General features: G+C 69.5%; 22 protein-coding genes. 13 read left to right on the top strand and 9 right to left on the bottom strand.

Annotation, left to right across the window (positions count from 1 at the left end):
* Positions 1 to 153 precede the first annotated feature (153 nt).
* Positions 154 to 417, bottom strand: a complete 264-nt coding sequence (locus OHA61_RS23700) for a WhiB family transcriptional regulator (protein ID WP_023541320.1) — start codon at positions 415 to 417, stop codon at positions 154 to 156.
* A gap of 637 nt (positions 418 to 1054) precedes the next feature.
* Between OHA61_RS23700 and OHA61_RS23695 the strand changes: the two genes are divergently transcribed.
* The 3 genes from OHA61_RS23695 to OHA61_RS23685 are packed head-to-tail and all read left to right on the top strand — an operon-like array spanning position 1055 to position 3817.
* A complete protein-coding gene (locus OHA61_RS23695; RefSeq protein ID WP_389374368.1) occupies positions 1055 to 1555 on the top strand; it encodes a cysteine dioxygenase in 501 nt (166 codons plus the stop codon).
* A gap of 13 nt (positions 1556 to 1568) precedes the next feature.
* Complete coding sequence (gene cofD, locus OHA61_RS23690; RefSeq protein ID WP_324976985.1) at positions 1569 to 2525, top strand: 2-phospho-L-lactate transferase; 957 nt, start codon at positions 1569 to 1571, stop codon at positions 2523 to 2525.
* Positions 2522 to 3817 carry a coenzyme F420-0:L-glutamate ligase gene (locus OHA61_RS23685; protein ID WP_406304723.1) on the top strand — a complete coding sequence of 432 codons (1296 nt, stop codon included), beginning with the start codon at positions 2522 to 2524 and terminating at the stop codon, positions 3815 to 3817. Before cofD ends, OHA61_RS23685 begins: the two co-directional genes overlap by 4 nt.
* Positions 3818 to 3889: 72 nt before the next feature.
* Here OHA61_RS23685 and OHA61_RS23680 read toward each other — a convergent pair whose 3' ends face one another.
* The 3 genes from OHA61_RS23680 to OHA61_RS23670 form a co-directional block, all read right to left on the bottom strand.
* Positions 3890 to 4894 carry a DNA-3-methyladenine glycosylase family protein gene (locus OHA61_RS23680; protein ID WP_406304722.1) on the bottom strand — a complete coding sequence of 335 codons (1005 nt, stop codon included), beginning with the start codon at positions 4892 to 4894 and terminating at the stop codon, positions 3890 to 3892.
* 40 nt (positions 4895 to 4934) lie between these two features.
* Positions 4935 to 6017 carry a sugar phosphate nucleotidyltransferase gene (locus OHA61_RS23675; protein WP_406304721.1) on the bottom strand — a complete coding sequence of 361 codons (1083 nt, stop codon included), beginning with the start codon at positions 6015 to 6017 and terminating at the stop codon, positions 4935 to 4937.
* 85 nt (positions 6018 to 6102) lie between these two features.
* Positions 6103 to 7440, bottom strand: a complete 1338-nt coding sequence (locus OHA61_RS23670; RefSeq protein WP_406304720.1) for an N-acetylmuramoyl-L-alanine amidase — start codon at positions 7438 to 7440, stop codon at positions 6103 to 6105.
* 127 nt (positions 7441 to 7567) lie between these two features.
* Between OHA61_RS23670 and OHA61_RS23665 the strand changes: the two genes are divergently transcribed.
* From OHA61_RS23665 to OHA61_RS23650, 4 genes are all read left to right on the top strand, one after another.
* Entirely contained in the window at positions 7568 to 8320 is a 753-nt protein-coding gene (locus OHA61_RS23665; protein ID WP_406304719.1) for a TIGR03089 family protein, read from the top strand.
* Between the two features lie 171 nt (positions 8321 to 8491).
* Positions 8492 to 9922 (top strand): LCP family protein, encoded by a 1431-nt coding sequence (locus OHA61_RS23660; protein WP_406304718.1) that lies wholly within the window; start codon positions 8492 to 8494, stop codon positions 9920 to 9922.
* 221 nt (positions 9923 to 10143) lie between these two features.
* Entirely contained in the window at positions 10144 to 11886 is a 1743-nt protein-coding gene (locus OHA61_RS23655; RefSeq protein ID WP_406304717.1) for an LCP family protein, read from the top strand.
* 51 nt (positions 11887 to 11937) lie between these two features.
* Complete coding sequence (locus tag OHA61_RS23650) at positions 11938 to 13680, top strand: LCP family protein (RefSeq protein ID WP_406304716.1); 1743 nt, start codon at positions 11938 to 11940, stop codon at positions 13678 to 13680.
* A gap of 286 nt (positions 13681 to 13966) precedes the next feature.
* On the opposite strand, the gene OHA61_RS23645 is transcribed toward OHA61_RS23650, so the two are convergent.
* Positions 13967 to 14995 carry a glycosyltransferase family 2 protein gene (locus OHA61_RS23645; RefSeq protein WP_406304715.1) on the bottom strand — a complete coding sequence of 343 codons (1029 nt, stop codon included), beginning with the start codon at positions 14993 to 14995 and terminating at the stop codon, positions 13967 to 13969.
* Between the two features lie 207 nt (positions 14996 to 15202).
* On the opposite strand from OHA61_RS23645, the gene OHA61_RS23640 reads away from it, so the two are divergent.
* Positions 15203 to 16564 (top strand): LCP family protein, encoded by a 1362-nt coding sequence (locus OHA61_RS23640; protein WP_406307434.1) that lies wholly within the window; start codon positions 15203 to 15205, stop codon positions 16562 to 16564.
* 52 nt (positions 16565 to 16616) lie between these two features.
* Here the strand turns inward: OHA61_RS23640 and OHA61_RS23635 are convergent, their stop codons facing one another.
* Positions 16617 to 17165 carry an acyl-CoA thioesterase gene (locus OHA61_RS23635; RefSeq protein ID WP_324976948.1) on the bottom strand — a complete coding sequence of 183 codons (549 nt, stop codon included), beginning with the start codon at positions 17163 to 17165 and terminating at the stop codon, positions 16617 to 16619.
* A gap of 107 nt (positions 17166 to 17272) precedes the next feature.
* Here OHA61_RS23635 and OHA61_RS23630 point away from each other — a divergent pair, with 107 nt between their 5' ends.
* Both OHA61_RS23630 and OHA61_RS23625 read left to right on the top strand, forming a co-directional pair.
* Positions 17273 to 18493 (top strand): LCP family protein, encoded by a 1221-nt coding sequence (locus tag OHA61_RS23630; protein ID WP_406304714.1) that lies wholly within the window; start codon positions 17273 to 17275, stop codon positions 18491 to 18493.
* A 151-nt stretch (positions 18494 to 18644) separates the two neighbouring features.
* Positions 18645 to 18953: an antibiotic biosynthesis monooxygenase family protein gene (locus tag OHA61_RS23625; protein WP_406304713.1), complete on the top strand. Its 309-nt coding sequence runs from the start codon at positions 18645 to 18647 to the stop codon at positions 18951 to 18953.
* A gap of 47 nt (positions 18954 to 19000) precedes the next feature.
* On the opposite strand, the gene OHA61_RS23620 is transcribed toward OHA61_RS23625, so the two are convergent.
* Positions 19001 to 19207, bottom strand: coding sequence for a DUF397 domain-containing protein (locus tag OHA61_RS23620; RefSeq protein ID WP_406304712.1), 207 nt, complete (start codon positions 19205 to 19207; stop codon positions 19001 to 19003).
* Positions 19204 to 20055 (bottom strand): helix-turn-helix domain-containing protein, encoded by an 852-nt coding sequence (locus tag OHA61_RS23615; RefSeq protein ID WP_406304711.1) that lies wholly within the window; start codon positions 20053 to 20055, stop codon positions 19204 to 19206. The genes OHA61_RS23620 and OHA61_RS23615 overlap by 4 nt, the downstream gene beginning before the upstream one ends.
* A 127-nt stretch (positions 20056 to 20182) precedes the next feature.
* On the opposite strand from OHA61_RS23615, the gene OHA61_RS23610 reads away from it, so the two are divergent.
* The 3 genes from OHA61_RS23610 (at position 20183) to OHA61_RS23600 (ending at position 22491) form a co-directional block, all read left to right on the top strand.
* Positions 20183 to 20623: an ATP-binding protein gene (locus OHA61_RS23610; RefSeq protein ID WP_406304710.1), complete on the top strand. Its 441-nt coding sequence runs from the start codon at positions 20183 to 20185 to the stop codon at positions 20621 to 20623.
* A 283-nt stretch (positions 20624 to 20906) separates the two neighbouring features.
* Positions 20907 to 21851: a helix-turn-helix domain-containing protein gene (locus OHA61_RS23605; RefSeq protein WP_406304709.1), complete on the top strand. Its 945-nt coding sequence runs from the start codon at positions 20907 to 20909 to the stop codon at positions 21849 to 21851.
* 52 nt (positions 21852 to 21903) lie between these two features.
* Positions 21904 to 22491, top strand: a complete 588-nt coding sequence (locus tag OHA61_RS23600) for a Uma2 family endonuclease (RefSeq protein ID WP_406304708.1) — start codon at positions 21904 to 21906, stop codon at positions 22489 to 22491.
* Between the two features lie 166 nt (positions 22492 to 22657).
* Here OHA61_RS23600 and OHA61_RS23595 read toward each other — a convergent pair whose 3' ends face one another.
* Positions 22658 to 23815 carry an acyl-CoA dehydrogenase gene (locus OHA61_RS23595; RefSeq protein WP_324976941.1) on the bottom strand — a complete coding sequence of 386 codons (1158 nt, stop codon included), beginning with the start codon at positions 23813 to 23815 and terminating at the stop codon, positions 22658 to 22660.
* Positions 23816 to 23867: the final 52 nt, after the last annotated feature.

The raw sequence follows: 23867 nt of genomic DNA, 5'->3' as shown, positions 1-23867 counted from the left end.
GGGCCCCACACTAACGGCTGGTACTAGAGCGGTCCGCCGACTGCTGAGACTGCGCAGTCGGCGGACCGTGGTTTACGTACTGACTTGTGGTGTTCTGTCGGGCTTCTGTGGAGGTCTGGGCGTTGGTCTCGGTCTCGGGTATCCGTGCGGCGTTCAGACGGCGGCCTTCTTGAGCCGGCGGCGTTCGCGCTCGGACAGGCCGCCCCAGATACCGAATCGCTCATCGTTGGCGAGGGCGTACTCGAGGCATTCGGAGCGGACCTCGCAGGCGAGGCAGACCTTCTTGGCCTCGCGGGTGGAGCCGCCCTTCTCGGGGAAGAAGGACTCGGGATCGGTCTGGGCGCACAACGCGCGCTCCTGCCAGCCGAGTTCCTCGTCCGCGTCCTCGACCAGCAGTTGTTCGAACAGCTCGGTCATGTGCGCCCCTCGTCTGTTTTTGCGTCCCCGTGGTGTTGCCGTTATCGATTTCGGCCGAACGACACGAGTGAAATTACAAGTGCGGTGCTCCGGGCCAGTCAAGCCGAGATCTGCTATTGGGCCCGGTATTCACTCTGCGGAACCAAAGCTATGCGGAAAGTGTGCAAATCAGCAAAAACCTGGCACTTGCCGGCGGCGCCTGCCCGCGACCCCCTCTCACGGGAGAGGACGCCGCAGGGTTCGATCATGTTGCGATCCAGCCATTTAAGCGATCCGGATCACAGTCCGATCACGGGACCCGCCGCGGCGTTTGCGAGCGCGGTTGCTGCGCCATGTCTCCCGGGTCGCGAGTGCACAAACCTTTCTCCGGGCGGAGTAACCGGATGAGGTGAAACATTGCCACCAAATCGGGCATCGGGTTGACAAGCAAAGAACCCAACCGTCACCTTTGATCCCATGCCAGCGACCTCAGCGCACCTCGCGACCCCGCTCCGTGGGTTCCGCAGCGCTGTCCAGGCCCGCTGTTGCTGTTCCAGCTGTTGATGCGCCCGTAGCGCTCCGGCTTCTTCTCCGCATGTAGCTCCGCCCGCATGTCCTGCGACCCCCTGCACTTCTCTGCCGAGGAACCACCGCACCCATGAACAGCGACAGCGACCTCCAGATCGCCGGCGACATCCTCGCCGTACAGCACCTTCTCCAGCCCGCCCGGGAGCACCCGGCCACCGTCGCCGACTTCGTCGGTCTTGCCCGCTCCATCGCCGCCGATCGCGCGCAGTGGGCCCATCTCGTCCAGTACGACACCACGACCCGCTGGTACCACCGGCTGCGGACCGGCCCCGGCTACGAGGTGTGGCTGCTGTCCTGGGTCCCCGGTCAGGGCAGCGGACTGCACGACCACGGCCTGTCCTCGGGCGTCCTGACCGTCCTCGACGGCGAGCTCACCGAGCGCACCGAGCAGTCGTCCCGCTCGCTGGCCGCGGGCGCGCAGCGGGTGTTCGCGCCCGGATATGTGCACGAGGTGGTCAATGACTCGCTCGAGCCTGCCGTCAGCCTGCACGTCTACTACCCGGGCCTGACCGATATGCCGATGCACGGCTCCCAGTGCTCCCCGGCCGACCGGGATGCCGTACCCGCCTGACAAACTGCTGTCCATGCGCATTGTGGTTCTGGCCGGCGGCATCGGCGGCGCCCGTTTCCTCCGCGGTCTCAAGCAGGCCGCGCCCGAAGCGGACGTCACGGTGATCGGCAACACCGGTGACGACATCCATCTGTTCGGGCTGAAGGTCTGCCCCGACCTCGACACCGTGATGTACACCCTCGGCGGTGGCATCAACGAAGAGCAGGGCTGGGGGCGTACGGACGAGAGCTTCCGGGTCAAGGAGGAGCTCGCGGCGTACGGCGTCGGCCCCGAGTGGTTCGGTCTCGGCGACCGTGACTTCGCCACGCACATCGTCCGTACGCAGATGCTCGCCGCGGGCTATCCGCTCAGCGCCGTCACCGAGGCGCTGTGCGCCCGCTGGAATCCGGGCGTGCGGCTGCTGCCGATGTCCGACGACCGCGTCGAGACGCATGTCGCCGTCGAGGTGGACGGCGAGAAGAAGGTCATCCACTTCCAGGAGTACTGGGTGAAGCTGCGGGCGTCGGTGGCCGCGGAGGCGGTCGTGCCCGTCGGCGCGGACCAGGCGAAGCCCGCGCCGGGTGTGCTCGAGGCGATCGCCGCGGCCGACGTCATCGTCTTCCCGCCGTCCAACCCCGTCGTCAGCGTCGGCACGATCCTGGCGGTGCCGGGGATCCGCGAGGCCATCGCCGAGGCGGGCGTCCCGGTGGTGGGCCTGTCCCCCATCGTCGGGGACGCGCCCGTGCGCGGGATGGCCGACAAGGTGCTCGCCGCGGTGGGCGTCGAGGCGAGGGCCGCGGCCGTGGCCCGGCACTACGGCTCCGGGCTGCTGGACGGCTGGCTCGTCGACACCGTCGACGCGGGCGCCGTGGCAGAGGTCGAGGAGGCGGGGATCCGCTGCCGGGCCGTGCCACTGCTGATGACGGACACGGACGCCGCCGCCGAGATGGCGCGCCAAGCGCTGGCGCTCGCCGAGGAGGTACGGGCGTGAGCTCGCCGTCGTACCGCGTCTGGGCACTGCCCGGTCTCGGCGAGGTACGGCCGGGCGACGACCTCGCCAAGCTGATCTCCGCGACCGAGCCGGGGCTCGTGGACGGCGATGTCCTGCTGGTCACGTCCAAGATCGTGAGCAAGGCTGAGGGGCGGGTCGTCGCGGCGGACGACCGCGAGGCCGCCATCGACGCGGAGACGGTACGGGTCGTGGCGCGCCGCGGCACCCTTCGCATCGTCGAGAACCGGCAGGGCCTGGTGATGGCCGCGGCCGGGGTCGATGCCTCCAACACCCCTGCCGGGACCGTGCTGTTGCTGCCCGCCGATCCCGACGCGTCGGCGCGGGCGATCCGCGAGGGGCTGCGGGAGACGCTCGGCGTGGACGTCGGCGTGATCGTCACGGACACGTTCGGGCGGCCCTGGCGCAACGGTCTGACCGATGTCGCGATCGGCGCGGCGGGCGTGCGGGTCCTGGACGATCTGCGGGGCGGCAGCGACGCGCACGGCAACCCGCTGAACGCGACCGTCGTCGCCACCGCGGACGAACTGGCCGCGGCGGGCGACCTGGTCAAGGGCAAGACGGAGGGGCTGCCGGTCGCGGTGGTCAGGGGCCTGGCCCATCTGGTGGGCGGCGAGGACGGCGCACGCGCGATGGTGCGAGTTGCCGCGGACGACATGTTCCGGCTCGGGACGTCCGAGGCGGTACGGGAGGCGGTGACCCTGCGGCGTACGGTCCGCGAGTTCACCGACGAGCCGGTGGACGGCGGCGCGGTCCGGCGGGCCGTCGCCGCGGCCGTCACGGCACCCGCGCCGCACCACACGACGCCCTGGCGCTTCGTCCTGCTCGAATCGGCCTCGGCGCGCACGGAGTTGCTGGACGCGATGCGGGACGCGTGGATCGCCGACCTGCGGCGCGACGGCAAGTCGCCGGAGTCCATCGCGAAGCGGGTCCGCCGCGGCGAGGTGCTGCGCCGCGCGCCGTACCTGGTGGTGCCGTGCCTGGTGATGGACGGCTCGCACCACTACGGCGACGAGCGCCGCGACGCCGCCGAACGCGAGATGTTCGTGGTCGCGGCGGGCGCGGGCGTCCAGAACTTCCTGGTGGCACTGGCGGGCGAGCGGCTCGGCTCGGCGTGGGTGTCCTCGACGATGTTCTGCCGCGAGGTCGTACGGGACGTGCTGGGGCTTCCGGAGGGGTGGGACCCGATGGGGGCGGTGGCGGTGGGGCACGCGGCTGCGCCGGCGAAGGAGCGGCCGGCGCGGGAGGCTTCCGCGTTCATCGAGGTGCGCTGAGCCCTGCGCGGACCCTCTTGGCCCGCATATCGTTCACCACTCACTCAATTCAGCTGTGCCGCCCTCGGCTTACTACAGGCTCGCGATGTCGCTGCGGGGCATCTTCGGGGTGCGGCGGGCCGGGGTGCGGCCGCTCAGGAGGATCAGGCGGGCGGCGCGGTGGCGCTGGCCCGCGTAGGGGGCCAGGAGTTCGAGCATCGCCGCGTCGTCGGCGTGGCGGTCGCCCGCGAGCGCGTAGCCGACGATGCCGGGCAGGTGCAGATCGCCGACGGTCACCGCGTCGGGGGCGCCGTTGCTGCGCTGGATGGTTTCGGCGGAGGTCCAAGGGCCGATGCCGGGGATCAACTCCAGCCGTTCCTGGGCCTGTTGGGGCTCCATCGCCGCGGCCTCCTCCAGTCGGCGGGCGACGCGGACGGCGCGCAGGATCGTGGAGGCGCGCTTGTTGTCGACGCCCGCGCGGTGCCACTCCCAGGAGGGGATCAGCGCCCAGGTGCGGGGGTCCGGCATGACATGCAGCCGGTCGTCCGGGCCCGGAGCGGGCTCGCCGTGCTTGCGGACGAGCAGCCGCCAGGCCCGGTACGCCTCGCCCGTCGTGACCTTCTGTTCCAGGATCGACGGGATCAGGGCTTCCATGACGAGCGAGGTGCGGGTCAGCCGCAGGCCCGGGCGGCGGTGCTGGGACACGGCGACGAGGCGGTGGCGGGGGGTGAAGGCGGCGGGATCGTCCCCTGCGCCCAGCATCGCGGGCAACTGGTCGAGCAGCCACTCCGCGCCGGGGCCCCACGCCTCGGCCTCGGCGATGCCGCTGTCGGCCCGCAGCGCGACCCTGAGCGTGCCGGGCCCCGCGGGCGTACGGCTGGCGCGCCAGACGGAGCCGTCGGGGGACGTACGGAAGGTGGGATCGGCGGGGCCGCGGCGCAGCGGTCCGAGGACGAGACCCAGGTCAAGGGGGCCGGGGGGTGTCCAGCGGCGGGTGCGGGCGGCGGTGACCTGCCGGGGAACGGCTTTGGGCAGGGCGGTGTGACCGCCGCGCACGGTGGTGCGGGTGGGTCGGTCCGGTGCGAAGCGTCCTGCCACGGTGTATGAGGGTACGGGCAGCTCGCGCGTGGCGCTCCGGCTACTGGTCCGAGGAGAAGCGGACCGACGACGCCGGGATGACCGCGCCGCACCACACCCTCGCGCCGTCGCGGAGTTCGTTGTCCGGGCCCACCACCGCGCCGTCGCCGATGACCACGTCCGACAGGACCGTACGGGCGCCGATGCGTGCGCCCGCGCCGATCAGGGAGGCGGTGACGACCGCGCCCTCCTCCACGATCGCGCCGTCGAGGACCGCGCTGCCGTCGATACGGGCGCCCTCGGCGATCACCGCGTTCGCGCCGATGACCGTGCCGCCCGTCAGTTTCGCGTCGGGGGCCACCCTGGCCGTCGGCAGGACCAGGCAGTCGCCGCAGCTGCCCTGGACCGCCGGGGACGGGGCGCGGCCCATCACCAGATCGGCCGAGCCGCGGACGAAGGCCTGGGGGGTGCCGAGGTCGAGCCAGTAGGTGGAGTCGACCATGCCCTGCAGGTGCGCCCCGGAGGAGAGCAGGTCGGGGAAGGTCTCGCGTTCCACGGAGACGGGACGGCCGGCCGGGATCGTGTCGATGACGGAGCGGCGGAAGACGTACGCCCCCGCGTTGATCTGGTCGGTGACGATCTCCTCGGGCGTCTGGGGCTTTTCCAGGAAGGCACGGACGCGCCCGTCGGCGTCGGTCGGGACCAGACCGAACGCCCGGGGGTCCTCGACCCGTGTCAGGTGCAGCGAGACGTCCGCACCGGAGGACCGGTGCGTGGCGACCAGTGCCTCGATGTCCAGGCCCGTCAGGATGTCGCCGTTGAAGATCAGCACCGGGTCGTCGGGGCCCGACCGCAGCCGGGAGGCGACGTTGCGGATCGCGCCGCCCGTGCCGAGCGGCTCCTCCTCGGTGACGTACTCCAGATGGAGCCCGAGCGCCGAGCCGTCGCCGAAGTACGGCTCGAAGACCTCCGCCAGATACGACGTCGCCAGCACGATGTGCTCGACCCCCGCCGCCCTTGCCCGCGCCAGTTGATGCGTCAGGAACGGTACGCCCGCCGCCGGGACCATCGGCTTGGGAGTGTTGACGGTGAGCGGGCGCAGTCGGGTGCCTTTGCCACCGACCAGGAGGATCGCTTCTGTCACCTTGTCGTCTCTGCTTCCTGCTGGGGCCGGCACGGTCAATCGTTGGAGACCGGCAGTGTATGCAGTTGGTGTGGCGCACTCCCTGTCAGCGGCCCTGGTACGCGGCCGAGGCGCTCCGCGCCGCGCCGAGCTTGCCGTAGAGCAGGGCTCCCGGGCACTCCGTCAGGAATCCGTCCCGGTGCCCGGAAATGACGTTGAAGGTGACCTTCGCGCCCTTCTCGTACTTGCCGCTCCCGCCGGACGTCAGCAGCACCTTGCCGAGGGGATTGCCTCCGAACAGCCCGAGCTTCCAGGCCGTCAGTTTGGCGATCGCGGTGACCGCGGCCGCCGGCGGAGTGGAGGAACTGTACGTGCCGAGCACGGCGATGCCCATGCTGTCGGTGTTGAAACCGAGGGTGTGTGCGCCGAGGACGGCCTTGGTCACGCCTCCCGCCCGTCCTTCGTAGATGTTTCCGCACTTGTCGATGGCGAAGTTGTAGCCGATGTCGCGCCAGCCGCTGCTCACTACGTGGTAGCGGTAGATACCGCGAAGGACGGAGGGCGCCTCCGCGCAGGTATAGCTGTTGCCGGTCGCGGTGTGGTGCACAAATGCCGCTTTGACCGTGTTCGTATAGACGAAGTCCGGCTCGCGCAGGGACTCGTCGGCGCCCCATCCCTTGCGCGTGATGATGGCGGGGCGCGGTCCGATGTACGGCTTCGCTCCCACCACCTGCTCCAGGCCCGCCTCGGCCTCCGTCTCCTCCTGGGAGAGGGCCGGGAGTTCGTCCGGTGCCGTCTCCGGTACGTCCGCGGCCGCGCGGAAGGGCAGCCCGAGTACGGGCCCGAAGCCCACCGGGTCCGCGGGCTCGTCCGCCGCGGGCTCCTGTGCCGCCGGTTCCTCCGGGACCGGTACCTGCGGAGCCGGTACCTTGCCCGGGTCCACGAGTTCGAGGCGCAGCCCCTTGGGCAACTGGGCCGGTTCGGACGTCGTCTCCGCCCGTACGCGTGCCTCCACGCCGTCCGACTCCCCCACCCACAACGGGGCCGTCGAACCGCGTACTTTCCCCGAGGCGCGCTCCTCGCTGTCGAGATCCGCGCCGTGCTCGTCGTTGTGGGTCTCCACATCCAGCCAGCCCGACCACTGGCCGGAGCCCACGGCCCGCGTGCGGACCTGGACCGTGCCGTGCAGCTCGGCGTTCGCGTCGTCCCAGACGACACCTAGGAGGGAGAAGGGTCTGACGTCACGCTGGGTCAATCCCTGTTCCGCCGTCGGGCCGAGAGACCGGTCCGATGCCCTCATCGCCGCCAGTGGCAACGACTGGGTGGAGCCGGGGAGATCCGGCGACGGTGGCGCCGCGGCCACCGTTCCGGAGGACAGCCAGAGGGGAAGCACCAGTGCGGCTGAGCACGCGACGCCGATCGAAGTAGCCAGGAATCCACGCATGAAAACGATCCTGAGCCGGGTCCGCCCACTCCGCCTTTCGGGAAACCGGCGGCCCATCCGTCCGACCGGTGTACCCCGCCACCCGTACGGCGGCAGGGTCCCGCCGTCGCCGCGTACCCTTGCGCGGGTGAACGCCAGCGACCGTACCCCTGCCGACCTGCTGCGATCCGCGCTCGCCGCGGACCCGGCACGCCCCTTGGTCACTTTCTACGACGATGCCACCGGTGAGCGGGTCGAATTGTCCGTGGCGACCCTCGCCAATTGGGTGGCAAAGACCGCGAATCTGCTCCAGGGCGACCTCGCCGCCGCGCCCGGCGACCGGCTCGCTCTGCTGCTTCCCGCGCACTGGCAGAGCGCGGTCTGGCTGCTCGCCTGTTCGTCGGTCGGCGTATGCGTCGAGGTGGGCGGCGATCCGGCCGACGCGGATCTCGTCGTCAGCGGTCCCGACACCCTGGAGGAGGCGCGCGCCTGCTCCGGCGAGCGGGTGGCGCTCGCGCTGCGCCCGCTGGGCGGGCGTTTCCCGCAGCCCCCGGCGGGCTTCGCCGACTACGCGGTGGAGGTGCCCGGGCAGGGCGACCGCTTCGCGCCGTACGCGCCGGTGGACCCGGCCGCGCCCGCGCTCGTCGTGGGCGATACGGAACTGAGCGGCGCCGGCCTGGTCGAGCGGGCTCGTACGGATGCGGCCGAGCTGGGCCTCGGGCCCGGGTCGCGCTTGCTGACGGGGCTTTCGTACGACACCTGGGAGGGGCTGTCCGCCGGGCTGTACGCGCCGCTCGCGGCCGGCGGGTCCGTTGTGCTGTGCCGAAACCTCGGCAAACTGCCCCAGGAGGGCCTCGAAAAGCGGATCGCGGACGAGCGCGTCACCAGCACCGCTGTATGACAACCCTCTGAGGTCCACCCGTGTGGCGCACACCCGGGCCGAGCCCCCGGGATCCTGCGTCAACTCCGGTGGATGATCGGCGATACGCGTGCTTCAACGCACAACCACGCGCGAGGTTCTGCCGTCTAGTCCTGCGATCGGCGACCCAGCGCGCCGCCGACGCCACGAAGGATGGACGCAGACGTGACGGACACTGCTGGCACGCCCTCCGAACCGGACGGCCCGGCCGGGGGCGGCGAAGCCGGCAAGGACGCGGGTGGGGAGTCCAGTAGATCCGCCCCCGGTAGGGAGCCCGGCACGGAGCCGGGCGCTGACGCCGGTACGGAAGCGGACGCAGCGGACACCAGCGCGGGCACCGACAGCGGTGCGGACTCACGCGCCGCTGCGGACGCCGACGCCGGTGACGGTACGGACGGCGGCACGGACGGCGGCACGGACGCCGAAGCCGAAACCCCCAAGCACAAGCGCCACTGGCTCCGTTGGGCCGCCCTCGGCACCTCCGTCGTCGTTCTCGCCGCCGCGGGCGTCGGCTGGTGGTTCTACCGCAAGCTCGACGCCAACATCACCACGGACACCACCGCGGCCGCCGAGCTGCGGACGTACGAGAAGGAACGCCCCAGGCCCGTCTCGCTCGAGGCGCAGAACATCCTTCTCCTCGGCTCGGACACCCGCTCCGGCGCGGGCAACAGCAAGTACGGCCGCGACGACGGCGGCAGCCAGCGCTCCGACACCACGATCCTGCTGCACATCGCCGCGGACCGGCAGAGCGCGACGGCGATGTCCGTCCCACGCGATCTCATGGTCGACATCCCCAGCTGCCGCAAGCCCGACGGCACCCGCACGAAGCCGCAGTTCGCGCAGTTCAACTGGGCGTTCGAGTTCGGCGGCGCGGCCTGCACCATCCGTACCGTCGAGGGATTCACCGGCATCCGGATCGATCACCACATGGTGGTGGACTTCCGGGGCTTCAAAGCCATGGTCGACGCAGTGCACGGCGTCGAGGTCTGTCTCAAGGAGCCGATCGACGACGCCGACGCGCATCTGCGGCTGCGCGCCGGCAAGCAGAAGCTGAACGGCGAGCAGGCCCTCGGTTTCGTACGGGCCCGCAAGTCCATCGGCAACGGCAGCGACACCGAACGTATGGAACGCCAGCAGCAGTTTCTCGGCGCGCTGGTCAAGAAGGTGCAGAGCAATGGCGTACTGCTCAATCCGATCCGGCTCTACCCGGTGCTCGACGCGGCGACGAAGTCACTGACGACCGACCCGGGGCTGGACTCGCTGAGGGATCTGTACGACCTGACCCGCTCAATTCGCAACGTACCGACCGAAAAGGTGCAATTCCTTACGGTTCCGCGCCAGCCGTACTCCGCCGACCCGAACCGTGACGAACTGGTCGAGCCGGAGGCGAGCGAGCTCTTCAAGCGGCTGCGCGAGGACAGGCTCGTCCGCGTCGTCCCGGACAAGGACAAGAAGAACAAAAAAGCGGAGGACAAAAACGCGGAAACACCGACGGACGAGAAGCCCGACGGCACCGGTTCCGTGAGCCCGACTCCGGCACCGACATTCTCCGGAACGAACGCCGCCGTGGGCATGTGTGAGTAAAGCGATGACCAAGCCAGTGCGGGAAGTCCATGAAGATTGGGCGGATTGCCCGGTTGTAAGGGGCGTGGAATTTGTCACGGGCGTCGCTTCCCGTTGAACTGGGCGGATAGTGTGACGCGATCCGGTGCTTCCGACCTCGGGTCGCGCACTGCTGGATCGAAAGACCGAGCGCCCTTCGGGGGAGGCGCCTCGCGTGGCACCGACGGAGGACTCAAGCAACCGTGGATGCGCAAAGCCGTGGACGGGCGGACGAGATCGACCCCGCCGACCAGTGGGTACTTAACCCGCACACCGGCAATTACGAATTGCGACTGGACCAATCCGCACCGCAGTCGTCCCCGTCGAGAAGCACCGGTTCGGGCGGCGGCGGATCAAGGCGCGCCGGTGCGAGGCCCCCGGCCCCGAGACGTCCCGAGGACGATCGCGGGACAGCGACCCCGGGCAGGGACGTACCCGGTCAGCGCTCGCGCCGTACGGGCAATGCCTCGGGCGGTACCATTCCCCCCACTGCCGGCCGCCGCAAGCGCAAGCAGTCCACTTCGCGCAAGAAGAAGGCGCTGCTGTGGACGGGCGGCGTGATGGCTTTCGTCGTGGTTGCCGGAGCCGCCGGCGCGTACCTCGTCTACCAGCACTTCGACTCGAACCTGAACACGGTCGATGTCACGGGAGCGGGCAGCGACGGCTTCAAGAAGGACCAGGCCGTCAACATCCTGATCATCGGCACGGACAAGCGCTCCGGTGCGGGCAATGACGGCTACGGCGACAAGAACAGCGTCGGGCACGCCGACACCACGATCCTCTTCCATGTCTCCAAGGACCGGACGAACGCGACCGCCCTGTCCATCCCGCGCGACCTGATCACCGACATCCCGGACTGCCAGACCAAGACGACCGAGGGGACCAAGGTCATAGGCGGTACGACCAGGACGCGGTTCAACGAGAGCCTCGGGCAAGGGGGCCGCGACCCGGGCTGCACCATGCGGACGGTCAAGCAGATCACCGGCGTCACCGTCGACCACTTCATGATGGCCGACTTCAACGCGGTCAAGACGATGACCTCGGCGGTCGGCGGCGTCGAGGTCTGCCTCGCCAAGGACATCAAGGACAAGGACTCCAAGCTCAACCTCCCGGCGGGCAAGCACGTCGTCGAGGGTGAGCAGGCGCTGGCGTTCGTGCGCACGCGTCACTCGGTGGGCTTCGGCGGCGACCTCAGCCGGATCGAGATCCAGCAGCAGTTCCTGAGTTCACTGATCCGGAAGATGAAGTCGAGCGACACCCTCTCCAGCCCCACCAAGATGTGGGACCTGGCCGAGGCCGCCACCAAGGCGCTCACCGTCGACACCGGCATAGGCAAGATCTCCCGGCTCCGCGATCTCGGTCTGGAGCTCAAGAAGGTCAACCCGAAGAACATCACCTTCGCCACGGTGCCGGTGGTCGACAACACCGACGGCGCGACGGTGCTGCTCAACGAGAGCAAGGCCAAGCCGCTGTTCTCGATGATCCAGAACGACACCTCGCTCACCGAGGTGAAGCAGAAGGAGCAGGACGCCAAGAACCAGCAGGCGAATCTGCTCAAGGGGCCGAGGGCGCAGGCGTCCAAGGTCCGCGTCGCGGTCTTCAACGGCAGCGACACACAAGGGGCGGCGCTGGCGACACTGACCTGGCTGCAGAACGAGGAAGGCGTACTGAAGTCGAGCAATGAGGGCAACGCCCCGCAGAAGCTCGCCAAGACGACGCTGGTGTACGCGCCGAACCAGGCCGACCAGGCCCGCAAGCTCGCGGACCTGATGGGTCTGCCCGCCACGGCGCTGAAGCCGGGCACGAAGAACGCCGTGGGTCTTGAGGCCATGACCCTGACCCTCGGCGCCGATTTCAAGGGGGCAGGGGTGCCCCTCACCGGTCCGGCGAAAGCGCCGGAAGGTGTGCAGAAGGTCGAAGCGGACAAACAGGTGTGCGCCAAGTGACCCCGGAACACCGGGTCATGCGGCGAGCCTGAACGACAGGGGGGACCCGGGGTGGGACAGAAAAGCGTGCAGGGGGAGGGGACGCGAGAGCGCGTCCCGCACGCCCGTGACCTGGGCTGGGACGACAGCCTGTACGGAGAGCGGGGCGGGGGGGCCGGCAAGGGCCGCCGCGCCCGGATCGGCCGTCAGACCCGGTCCGACGAGCAGGACGCCGAGGCGGGGAATGCCGAGAGCGCGGAGGGCTCCGGCGACGATCCGGGCTCAGGTCACCGGCTTGGCGGCCCACGCCGCGGGAAACGCGGCAAGCGCCGCGTACTGCGCTGGGTCGCGTCCGTGCTGTCGCTGCTGATACTTGGCACGGCCGGCGCCGGATACCTCTATTACGAGCACCTCAACAGCAAGCTCAAGAAGGACGACCTGACGCTCGGCGACAAGATGCGCGAGCACCAGGCGAACGCGGCGGGCCAGACGCCGTTGAACATCCTGCTGATCGGCTCGGACGCGCGGGACTCCAAGAAGAACCAAGAGCTCGGCGGCGCCAGGGACACCTTCGGCGGGACACCGCTCGCGGATGTGCAGATGCTGCTGCACGTCTCGGCGGACCGCAGCAACATCTCGGTGATCAGCATGCCGCGCGACACCGTGGTCAAAATGCCCGAGTGCAAGGACCCGGACACCGGCAAGACGTACGCGGCGACCGGCTGGACACTGACGAACGAATCGCTCGGCCGCGGTGGGCCCGGCTGCACGGTGGCCACCTGGTACGAACTCACCGGCATCACCATCGACCACTTCATGATGATCGACTTCGCCGGTGTGGTCTCCATGGCCGACGCCATCGGCGGCGTCCCGGTCTGTGTCGAGAAGAACGTCAACTCGCGCAACCGCCAGGGCCAGGGCTCCGGCCTCAAGCTGGAGGCGGGCACCCACCCGGTCAAGGGCGAACAGGCCCTGCAGTGGCTGCGGACGCGGTACGGCTTCGAGGACGGCACCGACCTCGCCCGTACACACGCCCAGCACATGTACATGAACTCGATGGTCCGTGAGCTGCGGAAGAACACCAAGCTCACCGACCCGGCCAAGCTGCGCAACCTCGCCGAGGCCGCGATCGGCGCGCTCACCGTCGACAAGGGCATCGGCTCGGTCAAGGAGCTCTACGACCTGGGCGAGGAGCTCAAGAGCGTCCCGACCGACCGGATCACCATGACGACCATGCCGAACTTCTACACCGAGCGGCCGGGCTTCAGCGGCAAGGTCGAGCCCAAGCCCGGCGACGCGGAGCAGTTGTTCCGGATGGTCCGCGAGGACATCCCGCTGGACGGCAAGGCGCCGAAGAAGAAGCCGGCCACCACCCCGGCCGCCTCCAAGGACGCCGCGGCGGCGCCCGGCGAGATCGCGGTGATGGTGCAGAACGGCACTTCGGGTGACGGTCAGTTCGCCGCGAAGGGCAGGGCGACGGCGGTGGCCGGGATTCTGGCGGACAAGGGCTTCACCCGGGCCCAGGCCGACGCCACGACCAATCCGCAGGCGAACACGGTCATCCGGTTCTCCAACGCCGAACTCGAGGGCGATGCCCAGGCGATCGCCAAGTCCCTCGGGATTCCGCTGACTTCGGTGAAGAAGTCGACGGACGTCACCGGCATCACGCTGATCGTGGGCGCGGACTGGCGGCAGGGTGACACCTACCCGAAGACGGCGCCGAAGGACGACAACAAGACGCCGACATCGGCGCGGCCGCTGAACGGCGCCAACGACAAGGAGTGCATGGCGGTGCAGGACGGCTTCACCTGGTAGGCCGTGCTCGTCATGAGAGGGGCCCCGGGCGATCGCCCGGGGCCCTCTCATCTAGGTCCTGTCCGGTCGATCAGGCCGGATCAGTGAGCGGGGTCTGGCGTGGTGCATCGCAGGCCGGAGGATGGGGGTCCCCCCGCCGAAGGCAGGGGGCGAGCCCACGCGGAGCGTAGGCGACTGACGCAACGCAGCGTGGGGGCACCTCCCGTGCCCGAAGGGCTACGGGGGAGTGCCGTGCCAGGGCACGCGAGCCCGGCAAGATCGGCCGGACAGGGCCTGGGTACGCGTGTCAGGCGGAAGCAGTCCGCACGGCCGGGCGGCGGCTGGCGATGACCTTCTTCGCCAGCGCGCGCGGACTGGTCAGGAAGCCGTATCCCCACGACATGTGCATGGTGGCGAGCGCCACAGGGATCTGCAGGCGCGCCTTGAGCGGCAGGCCCTTGCCCGCGGGGACCGACCCTGCCGTTATCCCCGCGAGGTAGCCGGCCGGGACGACGAAGCCGAGGGGCGTGAGGGCCGCGCCGACGACGATGCCCGCGGCGACCGCGCACAGGGCGGCCGGCGCCGCGAGGTAGCGAAGATTGATGGAGCCCTGGTGGTAGCGGGCGACGACATGCCGCCAGCGGCCGTAGTCCTTGTACTGCTTGGCGAGCGCCTTGACGGAGGGCCGCGGACGGTACTGGACCTTGAGCTCCGGCGAGAACCAGATCAGGCCGCCCGCCTCACGGATGCGGAAGTTCAGCTCCCAGTCCTGGGCACGGATGAACTCCTCGTTGTAGCCGCCCTGCTGCTCCAGCGCCTCGCGGCGGAAGACGCCCAGATACACGGTTTCGGCCGGGCCCGCCTCGCCACCGGTGTGGAAGGCGGCATTGCCCACGCCGACCTTCGACGTCATCGCGGCGGCGACGGCGTGCTCCCAGTCGCTCTCGCCCTCGGCGTGCATGATGCCGCCGACGTTCTGCGCGCCGGTCTCCTCGAGGAGGCGCACGGCGGTGGCGATGTAGTTCGCCGACAGCATGCCGTGGCCGTCGACGCGCACCACGATCGGGTGACGCGACGCCTTGATGGCGGCGTTCAGGGCGGCCGGGGTGCGGCCGGTCGGGTTCGGCACGGTGTGGACCCTGGGGTCCTCCGACACGAGTTCGGCGGCGATCTCGTCGGTGCGGTCCGTCGAGGGCCCGAGCGCGATCACCACCTCCATCTCGCCGTCGTACTCCTGCTCGAGGATGTGACGGACCGAGTTGCGCAGATGCCGCTCCTCATTGAGGACCGGAATGATCACGGAGACAGGGGGCGTGGCGGCGGGTGTGGCGTTCATCGGTCGCCACGTTACCGCGAACGGGGGACACGGACGCGCGGCGGCCGGGTCGGTGCCGGTGGTCGCAGATCGTATCGGCCTACGGTGTGCGGGATTCCCCCTGTCGCTCGCGGAGGTCCCCCGGTGCCCACGCCGCCCCGCTCCCGCCGTCCCCGGCAAAGTGCCCAGTCCAGGACCGGCCGGCGCCTCGCGCGGCCGCGCTGGGGCTTGCGGATGGGGACGTCGCTCTCGGTCCTGGTGCTCGGCGTGGGCGGCATCGGACACGCGGTGGTGACCAGCCTGGACACCAATATCGCCAGGGTGGACCCCTTCAAGGACATGAAGAACCGGCCCGAGCCGGGCCACGGCATGAACCTCCTGCTCGTCGGCACCGACGGCCGCGACAAGATCACCCGGGCGGAGAAGCGGCAGTACCGGCTCGGCGGCGCGCCCTGCCGCTGCACCGACACGATCATGCTGGTCCACATCTCGCGGGAGCGGGAGCGGGCGACTGTGGTGAGCCTGCCCCGGGACACGTACACGGAGATTCCCGCACACGTCGACCGGACGACCGGCAAGCGCCACGGGGCGCACCCGGTGAAGCTGAACGCGGCCTACGCGGAGGGCGGGCCGGGCCTGACCCTGCGGACCGTCGAGAAGATGACCAGGGTGAAGATCGACCACTATCTGGAGGTCGACTTCACCAGCTTCATGAAGACGGTGGACGCGCTCGGCGGGGTGGAGGTCTGCACGCCCCGGCCGATGAAGGACACGTACACCGGTCTTGATCTCGCGGCCGGCACGCACAGGCTGAACGGCGGGCAGGCGTTGCAGTACGTGCGCTCGCGGTATGTCGACGGGGCGGCCGACCTGGGCCGGATGCAGCGCCAGCAGCGTTTTCTCGCGGCGCTCATCCATCAGGCGACCAGCAGCGGGGTGCTGCTGAACCCGGCGAAGTTCCGTCGGGTCAGCTCGATGATGCTCGGCTCCGTGCGCGCCGACGAGGGCTTCGGGACGGAGGAGATGATCGCGCTGGGCAGGGCGATGCGCGGCTTCACGGCGGCCTCGTCGGAGTTCACGACCGTGCCGGTCCGCGGCGGCTACCACGTCAAGGGCATCGGCTCCACGGTGAAGTGGGACGAGGCGAAGTCGAAGAAGCTCTTCCAGATGATGCGCGAGGACAAGCCGCTGGCGCCGCACCGGCCGGCGGGGCCGAAGGCGACGTTGGTCGACGTGCCGCCGCAGCAGATCCGGGTGCAGGTCTACAACGGGACACGGACGGACGGCATGGGGCGCAAGCTCGACGATGCGCTGAGGGCCACGGGCTTCAGCACGACGCGCACGCCGCTGAACCGGGCCGGCGCGGAGGTGCGGCGCACGTATGTGAGATACGACCCGCGCTGGGACCGCTCGGCGAAGTCGCTGGCGGCGGCTCTGCCGGGCTGCGAACTGCTCAAGGTGAGGGGCCAGGGGCCAACGCTGAAGGTGACGGCCGGGACGGACTACAAGGGAGTGACACCGGTCCGGGCGGAGGCCAAGCACCAGGGCGAGTTCGGAGCGGTGACGGGAGACCAGGTGGTCTGCCCGTAACCGGGCAAACCCGCACAAAGCGCAGTCTATGCGGGGGCCCGGGGCTCCCCGGTCAGTCCTCCAGGCCCTCCGACGCGCGCTTCTCGCGCAGCTCCTTGATGGCGCGGCGCCGCGCCAGCCGGTGCGTGCGCCGGATCTGCGCCTCCTGATAGCGCCGCTGGTCCCGCTCGGTCTCGGGGATCACCGCCGGTACGGGACGCGGCTTGCCGTCCCCGTCGACCGCGGCGAAGACGAGATACGCGCTGCCGACCTGTGTCGCGGGGGTCGACTCGTTCCAGCGTTCGGCGAGCACCCGCACGCCGACCTCCATCGAGGACCGCCCGGTCCAGTTGACCTGGGCCTTCACATGAACCAGATCCCCGACGCGTACCGGCACGAGGAAGACCATCTCGTCCATGGAGGCCGTGACCGCGGGCCCGCCCGAGTGGCGGCCCGCGACCGCGCCCGCCGCGTCGTCGACCAGCTTCATGATCACGCCGCCGTGCACCGTGCCGAGAAGGTTGGTGTCATGGCCGGTCATGATGTGACTCAAGGTGGTACGGGACGCCGAGGTGGGCTTACCCGGAATCTCTGATTCCGGGCGCTGGGCCAGATCTGTCATGGGCTCCACCATATGCCGGGGCCGCATTGCATCAGCTTGGCAACAGCCCTGGCCCGATTTCCCACCCCCCCTGTGAGGCCGCAGCCCCGGCCTGCACACTGGTCCGCATGAACGATTGGCCCGATGGATACGGACGCGGCAGCCAGGGCTCCCAGCCCGAAGGCGCTCGCGCGATGCGCCATGTGCAGCGACGACCGGTTCCGCAGCAGCAGTCGCAGGGGTACGACGACGGTTACGACACCCCTTACGACAGCGGCTACAACACGGGCCAGGTCTACGGAGGCCAGGGCGGAGGCAACGGCGGCGGCAACGGCGGCCCCCCGCAGGGCTACCCGCCGCACACCGGCCCCGACTGGCGCCGACGGCTCAAGATCGGTTCCCTGACACTGGTGGTCCTGCTGCTCGCGGTGTCCATAGGCACGTACTTCTGGGCCGACTCCAAGCTCAAGCGCGAGGTCGATCTCTCGAAGGTCATCGAGCGCCCGGGCGGGGGCGAGGGCACGAACTATCTGATCGTGGGCTCCGACAGCCGTGAGGGCATGTCGGACGAGGAGAAGAAGAAGCTCCACACGGGCTCGGCCGAGGGCAAGCGGACCGACTCGATGATGATCCTGCACGACGGCTCCAACGGCCCGACGCTGATCTCGCTGCCGCGCGACTCGGACGTGGAGATCCCCTCCTTCAAGGGCTCCCAGTCAGGCAAGCTCTTCCCGGCGAAGGGCCGCCACACCAAGCTGAACGCGGCGTACGCGGAGGACGGACCGGAGCTCCTGGTCCGCACCGTCGAGCACAACACCGGCCTGCACATCGACCACTACGTCGAGATCGGCTTCGCGGGCTTCGCGAACATCGTGGACGCGATCGGCGGAGTCGAGATCGACATCCCGAAGGCCTTCAAGGACAAGAACTCGGGCGCGGACTTCCAGGCGGGCAAGCAGACGCTGGACGGCGAGCAGTCGCTGGCGTTCGTACGGACGCGCTACGCCTTCGCGAACAGCGACCTGGACCGTACGAAGAACCAGCAGAAGTTCCTCGCGGCCCTGGCCAGCCAGACGGCGACGCCGGGCACGATCCTCAACCCGTTCAAGTTCTATCCGACGGCGGGCGCGGGCCTGGACACGCTCATCGTGGACAAGGACATGTCCCTGTGGTCGCTGGGCCAGATGTTCTTCGCGATGAAGGGCGTCACGGGCGGCGACGGCACATCGATGAACATGCCGATCTCGGGCAGCAGGGGCGGCAACCTGGTCTGGGACAAGGCCAAGGTGAAGCAGCTCGTCGAGCAGCTGAAGAACGACGAGAAGGTCACGGTCACCTCGGAGCGCTGACGCACCCGGGCAGCGCACCCGGCCGAAGGCTCCGGACCTCGGGTCCGGAGCCTTTGCCGTACCTCATCCGGCCGGCGGCGCTGCGATCGCGCACCCGAGGGGCCGGCCCTAGGCTGACGAGCACCGCGATCAAGGAACGAGGGGTGCGCGCATGGTTGAGGAGACCAAGTACTGGGCGTCGGGGAGCTGGCATGTGGCCGAGGGCAAGGCCGAGGAGTTCATCGAGCGATGGACCGGATTTCTGACCTGGACCAGGGAAGCGAACGAGGGCTTCGTGACGGCTCGGCTCATCCATGATCTGAATGACCCGGATCACTTCCTGTCGTTTGCGGAGTGGCGGGACATCGACTCCCTCAACGCATGGAAGCACAAGCCCGAGTTCGCCGAACACTTCGGAGGCTGTCGGGCTCTCTGCTCACAGATGCATGCCGGCAACTACGAGTCGGCCGTGGTGATCTGAGGTGCCCTCAGCCTGCTCAACCGGGCTCGGGGTGCGCTTCTCGGGGGTCAGCTCCTGGACGCGTAGGTCACAAAGTCCGTCCACGCGCCGTGCGTGAAGCCAAGCTGCGGGCCGGGAGCTTTCTTGGAGTCACGGACGTGGACCGTGCTGACGGCAGCAGCGACCTCAACGCAGTCAGGGCCGTCGGCCCCGCTGTAGCTGCTCTTGACCCAGGTCAGCCCGGAAGGAACTCCGGCCGAGGGCTTGACGCTCATGTCTCTCCCAGCAGTTTCTCGATGAAGGTCCGCGACAGCCGAGGCGTGAGTGCCTGGGCCCTGATCAGGCCGTACCGCATCTCAAGAATCTGGACCTCCTTCGGATCGCTGAAGAGACGGCTGGTGAGCTGAACTTCGTTGTAGCCCACAGCCGTACCGTCCCTCAGCTTAAGCACCCGGTGCGAGCCGTCGAGGCCCGCGTGCTCCTCAGTCTCCGTCGGCATGACCTGAATCTCGACGTGCCTCAACGAGCTTAGTTCCAAGAGGCGTTCGAGCTGGCGGCGCAACACAATTCTGCCCCCAGTCGGCCGCCTCAGCGTCGCCTCTTCCTGAACGAAGGTGAGGAGCGGGGCGGGCTGCCGCTCGAATACCGACTGCCGGGCCATGCGCGCCGCCACCCGCCGCTCCACTTCGTCCTCAGAGAACGCGGGTCGGCGTTCTCCGTAGAGCGCACGGGCGTACTCCTCGGTCTGCAGCAGGCCGTGCACCGTGACACTGGCATACGCGCCGAGCTCGACCGCGTCCGCCTCCAGCTTCGCCAAGTCCCGCACCTTCTTCGGGTACCTGGCCTCCGCCACGTCCTTCTTCATCGCGGCCAGCTTCCCGCCCGCGCCCAGGACCTCGTCCGCCCGGTCCAGGAACTCCGGTTTCGGGATGCGCTTTCCGGTCTCGACCTTGTAGACCTGGTTCTCCCCGTACCCGATCGCCGCGCCCAGCTCCGCCGCGCGCATCCCGGCCGCCTCGCGCCAGAGCCGGACCTGTCGGCCGACCGCCGCGATCACCGCTCCCGAGTCGTCATCCAGATCCACGTCCCGGTCCGGCTCGTCCGTGCCGATCTCGTCCGCCATACGACACCCGCCTTCATCCGTGTCGACGTCGTACCGGATGGACAGGGCCGTACGCCACCTGGACAATCACTGTCCGTACACGCGTCGCTCTGTTCAGCGTAAGCATGGACGGACCACGCTGAGTCACGTGAATCTGGAAATCACCCGAACCGAACCTTCCGCTCCTGCCAGGCAGTTCACCGTGCTGCTCTCCCCCACGCGCCGAGGAGCCCGGCTCGCACGCCTGCTGACCACGGCTCAACTGGCCTCCTGGGGACTGCCGTCGGAGTCGGCGGCGCACATCGTCGCCGAACTGGCCACCAACGCCATCGTCCACGGCCGCGTACCGGGCAGGGACTTCCGACTGGATCTCGCCGTCCAGGACGGCGGCAAGCGGCTGCGGATCGAGGTCACCGACACCCGTGGGGACCGCTTTCCGCCCGGCCCCGGCGCCCCCGCCACCCCGGCCGCCGGGTCCGAGTCCGGGCGCGGTCTGCTGATCGTGGAAGCGCTCGCCGACCGCTGGGGTGTCGCGTCAGGACCCGTGCCCCGCAAGACCATTTGGGCCGAACTCGACCTCGTACCGTGACTCGTCGCACCGGGTCGCGGAGTCCTGCGACCCGGCTGTCCGCGACGCGCTGCCGCACGACGCAAAAAGCTCTTAAGAACGTTTGAAAGAACCGGGGAAATCACCCACCCAACCCCACCCCACCCCCGTCACCCTCACGGGTGACCTTGGCCAATCGGGCTGGATTTCGGGCGGGTTGGCGGGCATATGCTCGCCGCGACAACCGCAGACATGCGTCGGCCCCCGGCCGGGACTCGCAATCCCGATCGAGGGCCTGACCACCGAGGAAGTTAGGCCCTTCCCGATGGATACCCAGCAGGTTAGCGCGCGCTCGCGCGCCTCGTCCCCTGTTCCCGGACGTGTCACCGCTTCCGGTGTGATCCACGTGAACGCGATCCACACCAGCCGCTTCACGATCGTCGGCAACCACCTCGCCCAGCACGGCGAGTTGTCGCTCACCGCGATCGGGCTCGCCATCCACATCCAGTCGCTGCCCGACGGGGCGAAGATCGGCATCAAGGTGCTCGCCGACCGCTTCCCGGAGAGCGAGGCTCGTATCGCTGCCGCGCTGCGCGAACTGGAGGAGCACAGCTACCTGGAGCGCACGCTGGTGCGCCTGCCCGGCGGCAAGCTCGCCACGCGCACGATCTCGTACAACCAGCCTGGTGCCGCCCCGTCTCCCGCCGCAGGGCGCGAGCCGCAGACCGCGCCCAGTCTCCCGACCCCGGTCGCGGCTACGCCCCCGCCTCCGGCGGCGGAACCCGAGCCTGCGGCCCCAGAGCCCGCCCTGCCGGCAACCCCCGCCGCGGAGGCCGAATCCGCCCCTCTGCCGCCGCCGCCCGCGCGCCCGCGCCCTCCGCTCCCCCAGCCGCAAGCCCCCGACCTGAAGCGCCACCGCGCGGCGACCGACCTCCTCGCCGGTCTGCGCCGCGACGATCCCCGGCTGCTCCTGGGCGAGCACGACGTCCGCCGGCTGGCCCCCGCCGTGGCCGCCTGGCTCGAACGGAACGCCCACCCCGACGCCGTACGCCACGCACTCACCGCCGACCTGCCCGACCGGCTGAAACAGCCCGCAGGACTCCTCGCCCACCGGCTCACCGCGCTCCTCCCGCCCCCGCTACCCGCTACACCAACGCCTGCGAGACCCCGCGACCCGCTCCAGAACTGCGACCGGTGCGACCGCGCCTTCCGCGCCCCGGAACCAGGCCGGTGCCGCGACTGCAGAACCGACCTCGCCGAGGCCGCCTAGCATGAAGGGGACGACCCCTGCCGCCGGGTACGGACGACGAGGAGCGAGCACCATGACCATCGCCCCGGACGACGCGCAGCACGACGCCCGCCAGTACCAGGTCATGCGCGAGTTCGTGTCGTCGATGGACGACACCCTTCCCGGCAAGTTCGAGATCACCAAGGAAGGGATCGTCCACGACATGATGTCGCCCGCCAGACCGCACGAACTCACCGTGCTGCGGGTACGCAAGCGCCTCGAAAAGGTCCTGCCGGACGAGCTGGTGGCTCATACCGGCACCCCGGACGTGGAGCACCCGCCCGAGGGCATCATGCGGCACCCCGACGTGATGGTGATCGCCGAGTCCGACATGGAGGGCGAGGGTTCCTTCGATCCCCGCACGCTCCTCGCTGCGATCGAGGTCGTCTCGCGGTCGAACCCGGACAACGACTGGGTGGGCAAGATGCGGGACTACCCCCTTCTCGGCGTCCCGGTCTACGCGGTCTTCGATCCGCGCACCGGCTCGGGAGCGGTGCTCTGCGACATCCACTCCACCCCGGCAGGTCCTCGCTACGCCACGCGCAAGGAGTTCGTGTACGGCGAGGACGTCACCATCGGCGACTGGACCATCCCGACCGGGGACCTCCCCCGGTACGCATAGCCCGTCGCCCGGACCGTCTGCGTACGAACCCCACCGGTCCAGCTACCAGCCTTGTGCGTTCAGTACCGCCCGCCGCCAGCTCCTCACCCGGCGAGCCCACTCCGGCTAAGTACACAAGAACGCCCCTGCCGATCGCGGCAGAGGCGTTCTGAGCTGCAAAAAGCTGCTACGGCAGGTTGCGGGCCATGACGATCCGCTGGACCTGGTTCGTGCCCTCGTAGATCTGGGTGATCTTGGCGTCGCGCATCATGCGCTCGACCGGGTAGTCGCGGGTGTAGCCGTAGCCGCCGAGGAGCTGGACCGCGTCCGTCGTGACCTCCATCGCGACGTCGGAGGCGAAGCACTTCGCCGCCGCGCCGAAGAAGGTCAGGTCGCCGTCGCCGCGCTCCGACTTGGCGGCGGCGGAGTAGGTGAGCTGGCGGGCGGCCTCGAGCTTCATGGCCATGTCGGCGAGCATGAACTGAATGCCCTGGAAGTCGGCGATCGGCTTGCCGAACTGCTTGCGCTCCTGGACGTAGCCCTTGGCGTAGTCCAGCGCGCCCTGGGCGATGCCGAGAGCCTGGGCCGCGATCGTGATGCGGGTGTGGTCCAGGGTCTTCATCGCGGTGGCGAAGCCGGTGCCCTCCGCGCCGATCATGCGGTCGGCGGGGATACGGACGTTGTCGAGGTAGACCTCGCGGGTCGGGGAGCCCTTGATGCCGAGCTTCTTCTCCGGGGCGCCGAAGGAGACGCCCTCGTCGGACTTCTCGACGACGAAGGCCGAGATGCCCTTGGAGCGCTTCTCGGGGTCGGTGACGGCCATCACCGTGTAGTACTCGGACACACCGGCGTTGGTGATCCAGCGCTTCACGCCGTTGAGCACCCAGAAGTCGCCGTCGCGGACGGCCTTGGTCTTCATGCCCGCCGCGTCGGAGCCCGCGTCCGGCTCGGAGAGGCAGTACGAGAACATCCCGTCGCCCTGGGCGAGCGGACCCAGGTACTTCTTCTTCAGGTCCTCGGAACCGGAAAGGATCACCGGGAGCGAGCCGAGCTTGTTCACGGCCGGGATAAGAGAGGAGGAGGCACAGACGCGCGCGACCTCTTCGATGACGATCACGGTGGCCAGGGCGTCGGCACCGGCGCCGCCGTACTCCTCCGGGACGTGGACGGCGTGCAGGTCGGCGGAGACGAGCGCGTCCAGCGCCTCCTGCGGGAAGCGGGCCTCTTCGTCGACCTCGGCCGCGAACGGAGCGATCTTCGCCTCGGCGAGCGAGCGGATGGCGTCACGGAGCATGTCGTGCTCTTCGGACGGGCGGTACAGGTCGAAATCAGCCGATCCGGCCACTGTCTCTCACTCCCCAGGGAACGCTAACTACCGTTAAGTAACCTAATTTTAA

Origin of the sequence: Streptomyces sp. NBC_00885, assembly GCF_045207475.1 — a bacterium.
Lineage (GTDB): Bacteria > Actinomycetota > Actinomycetes > Streptomycetales > Streptomycetaceae > Streptomyces.
This window is presented reverse-complemented; position numbering and strand designations above follow the sequence as displayed.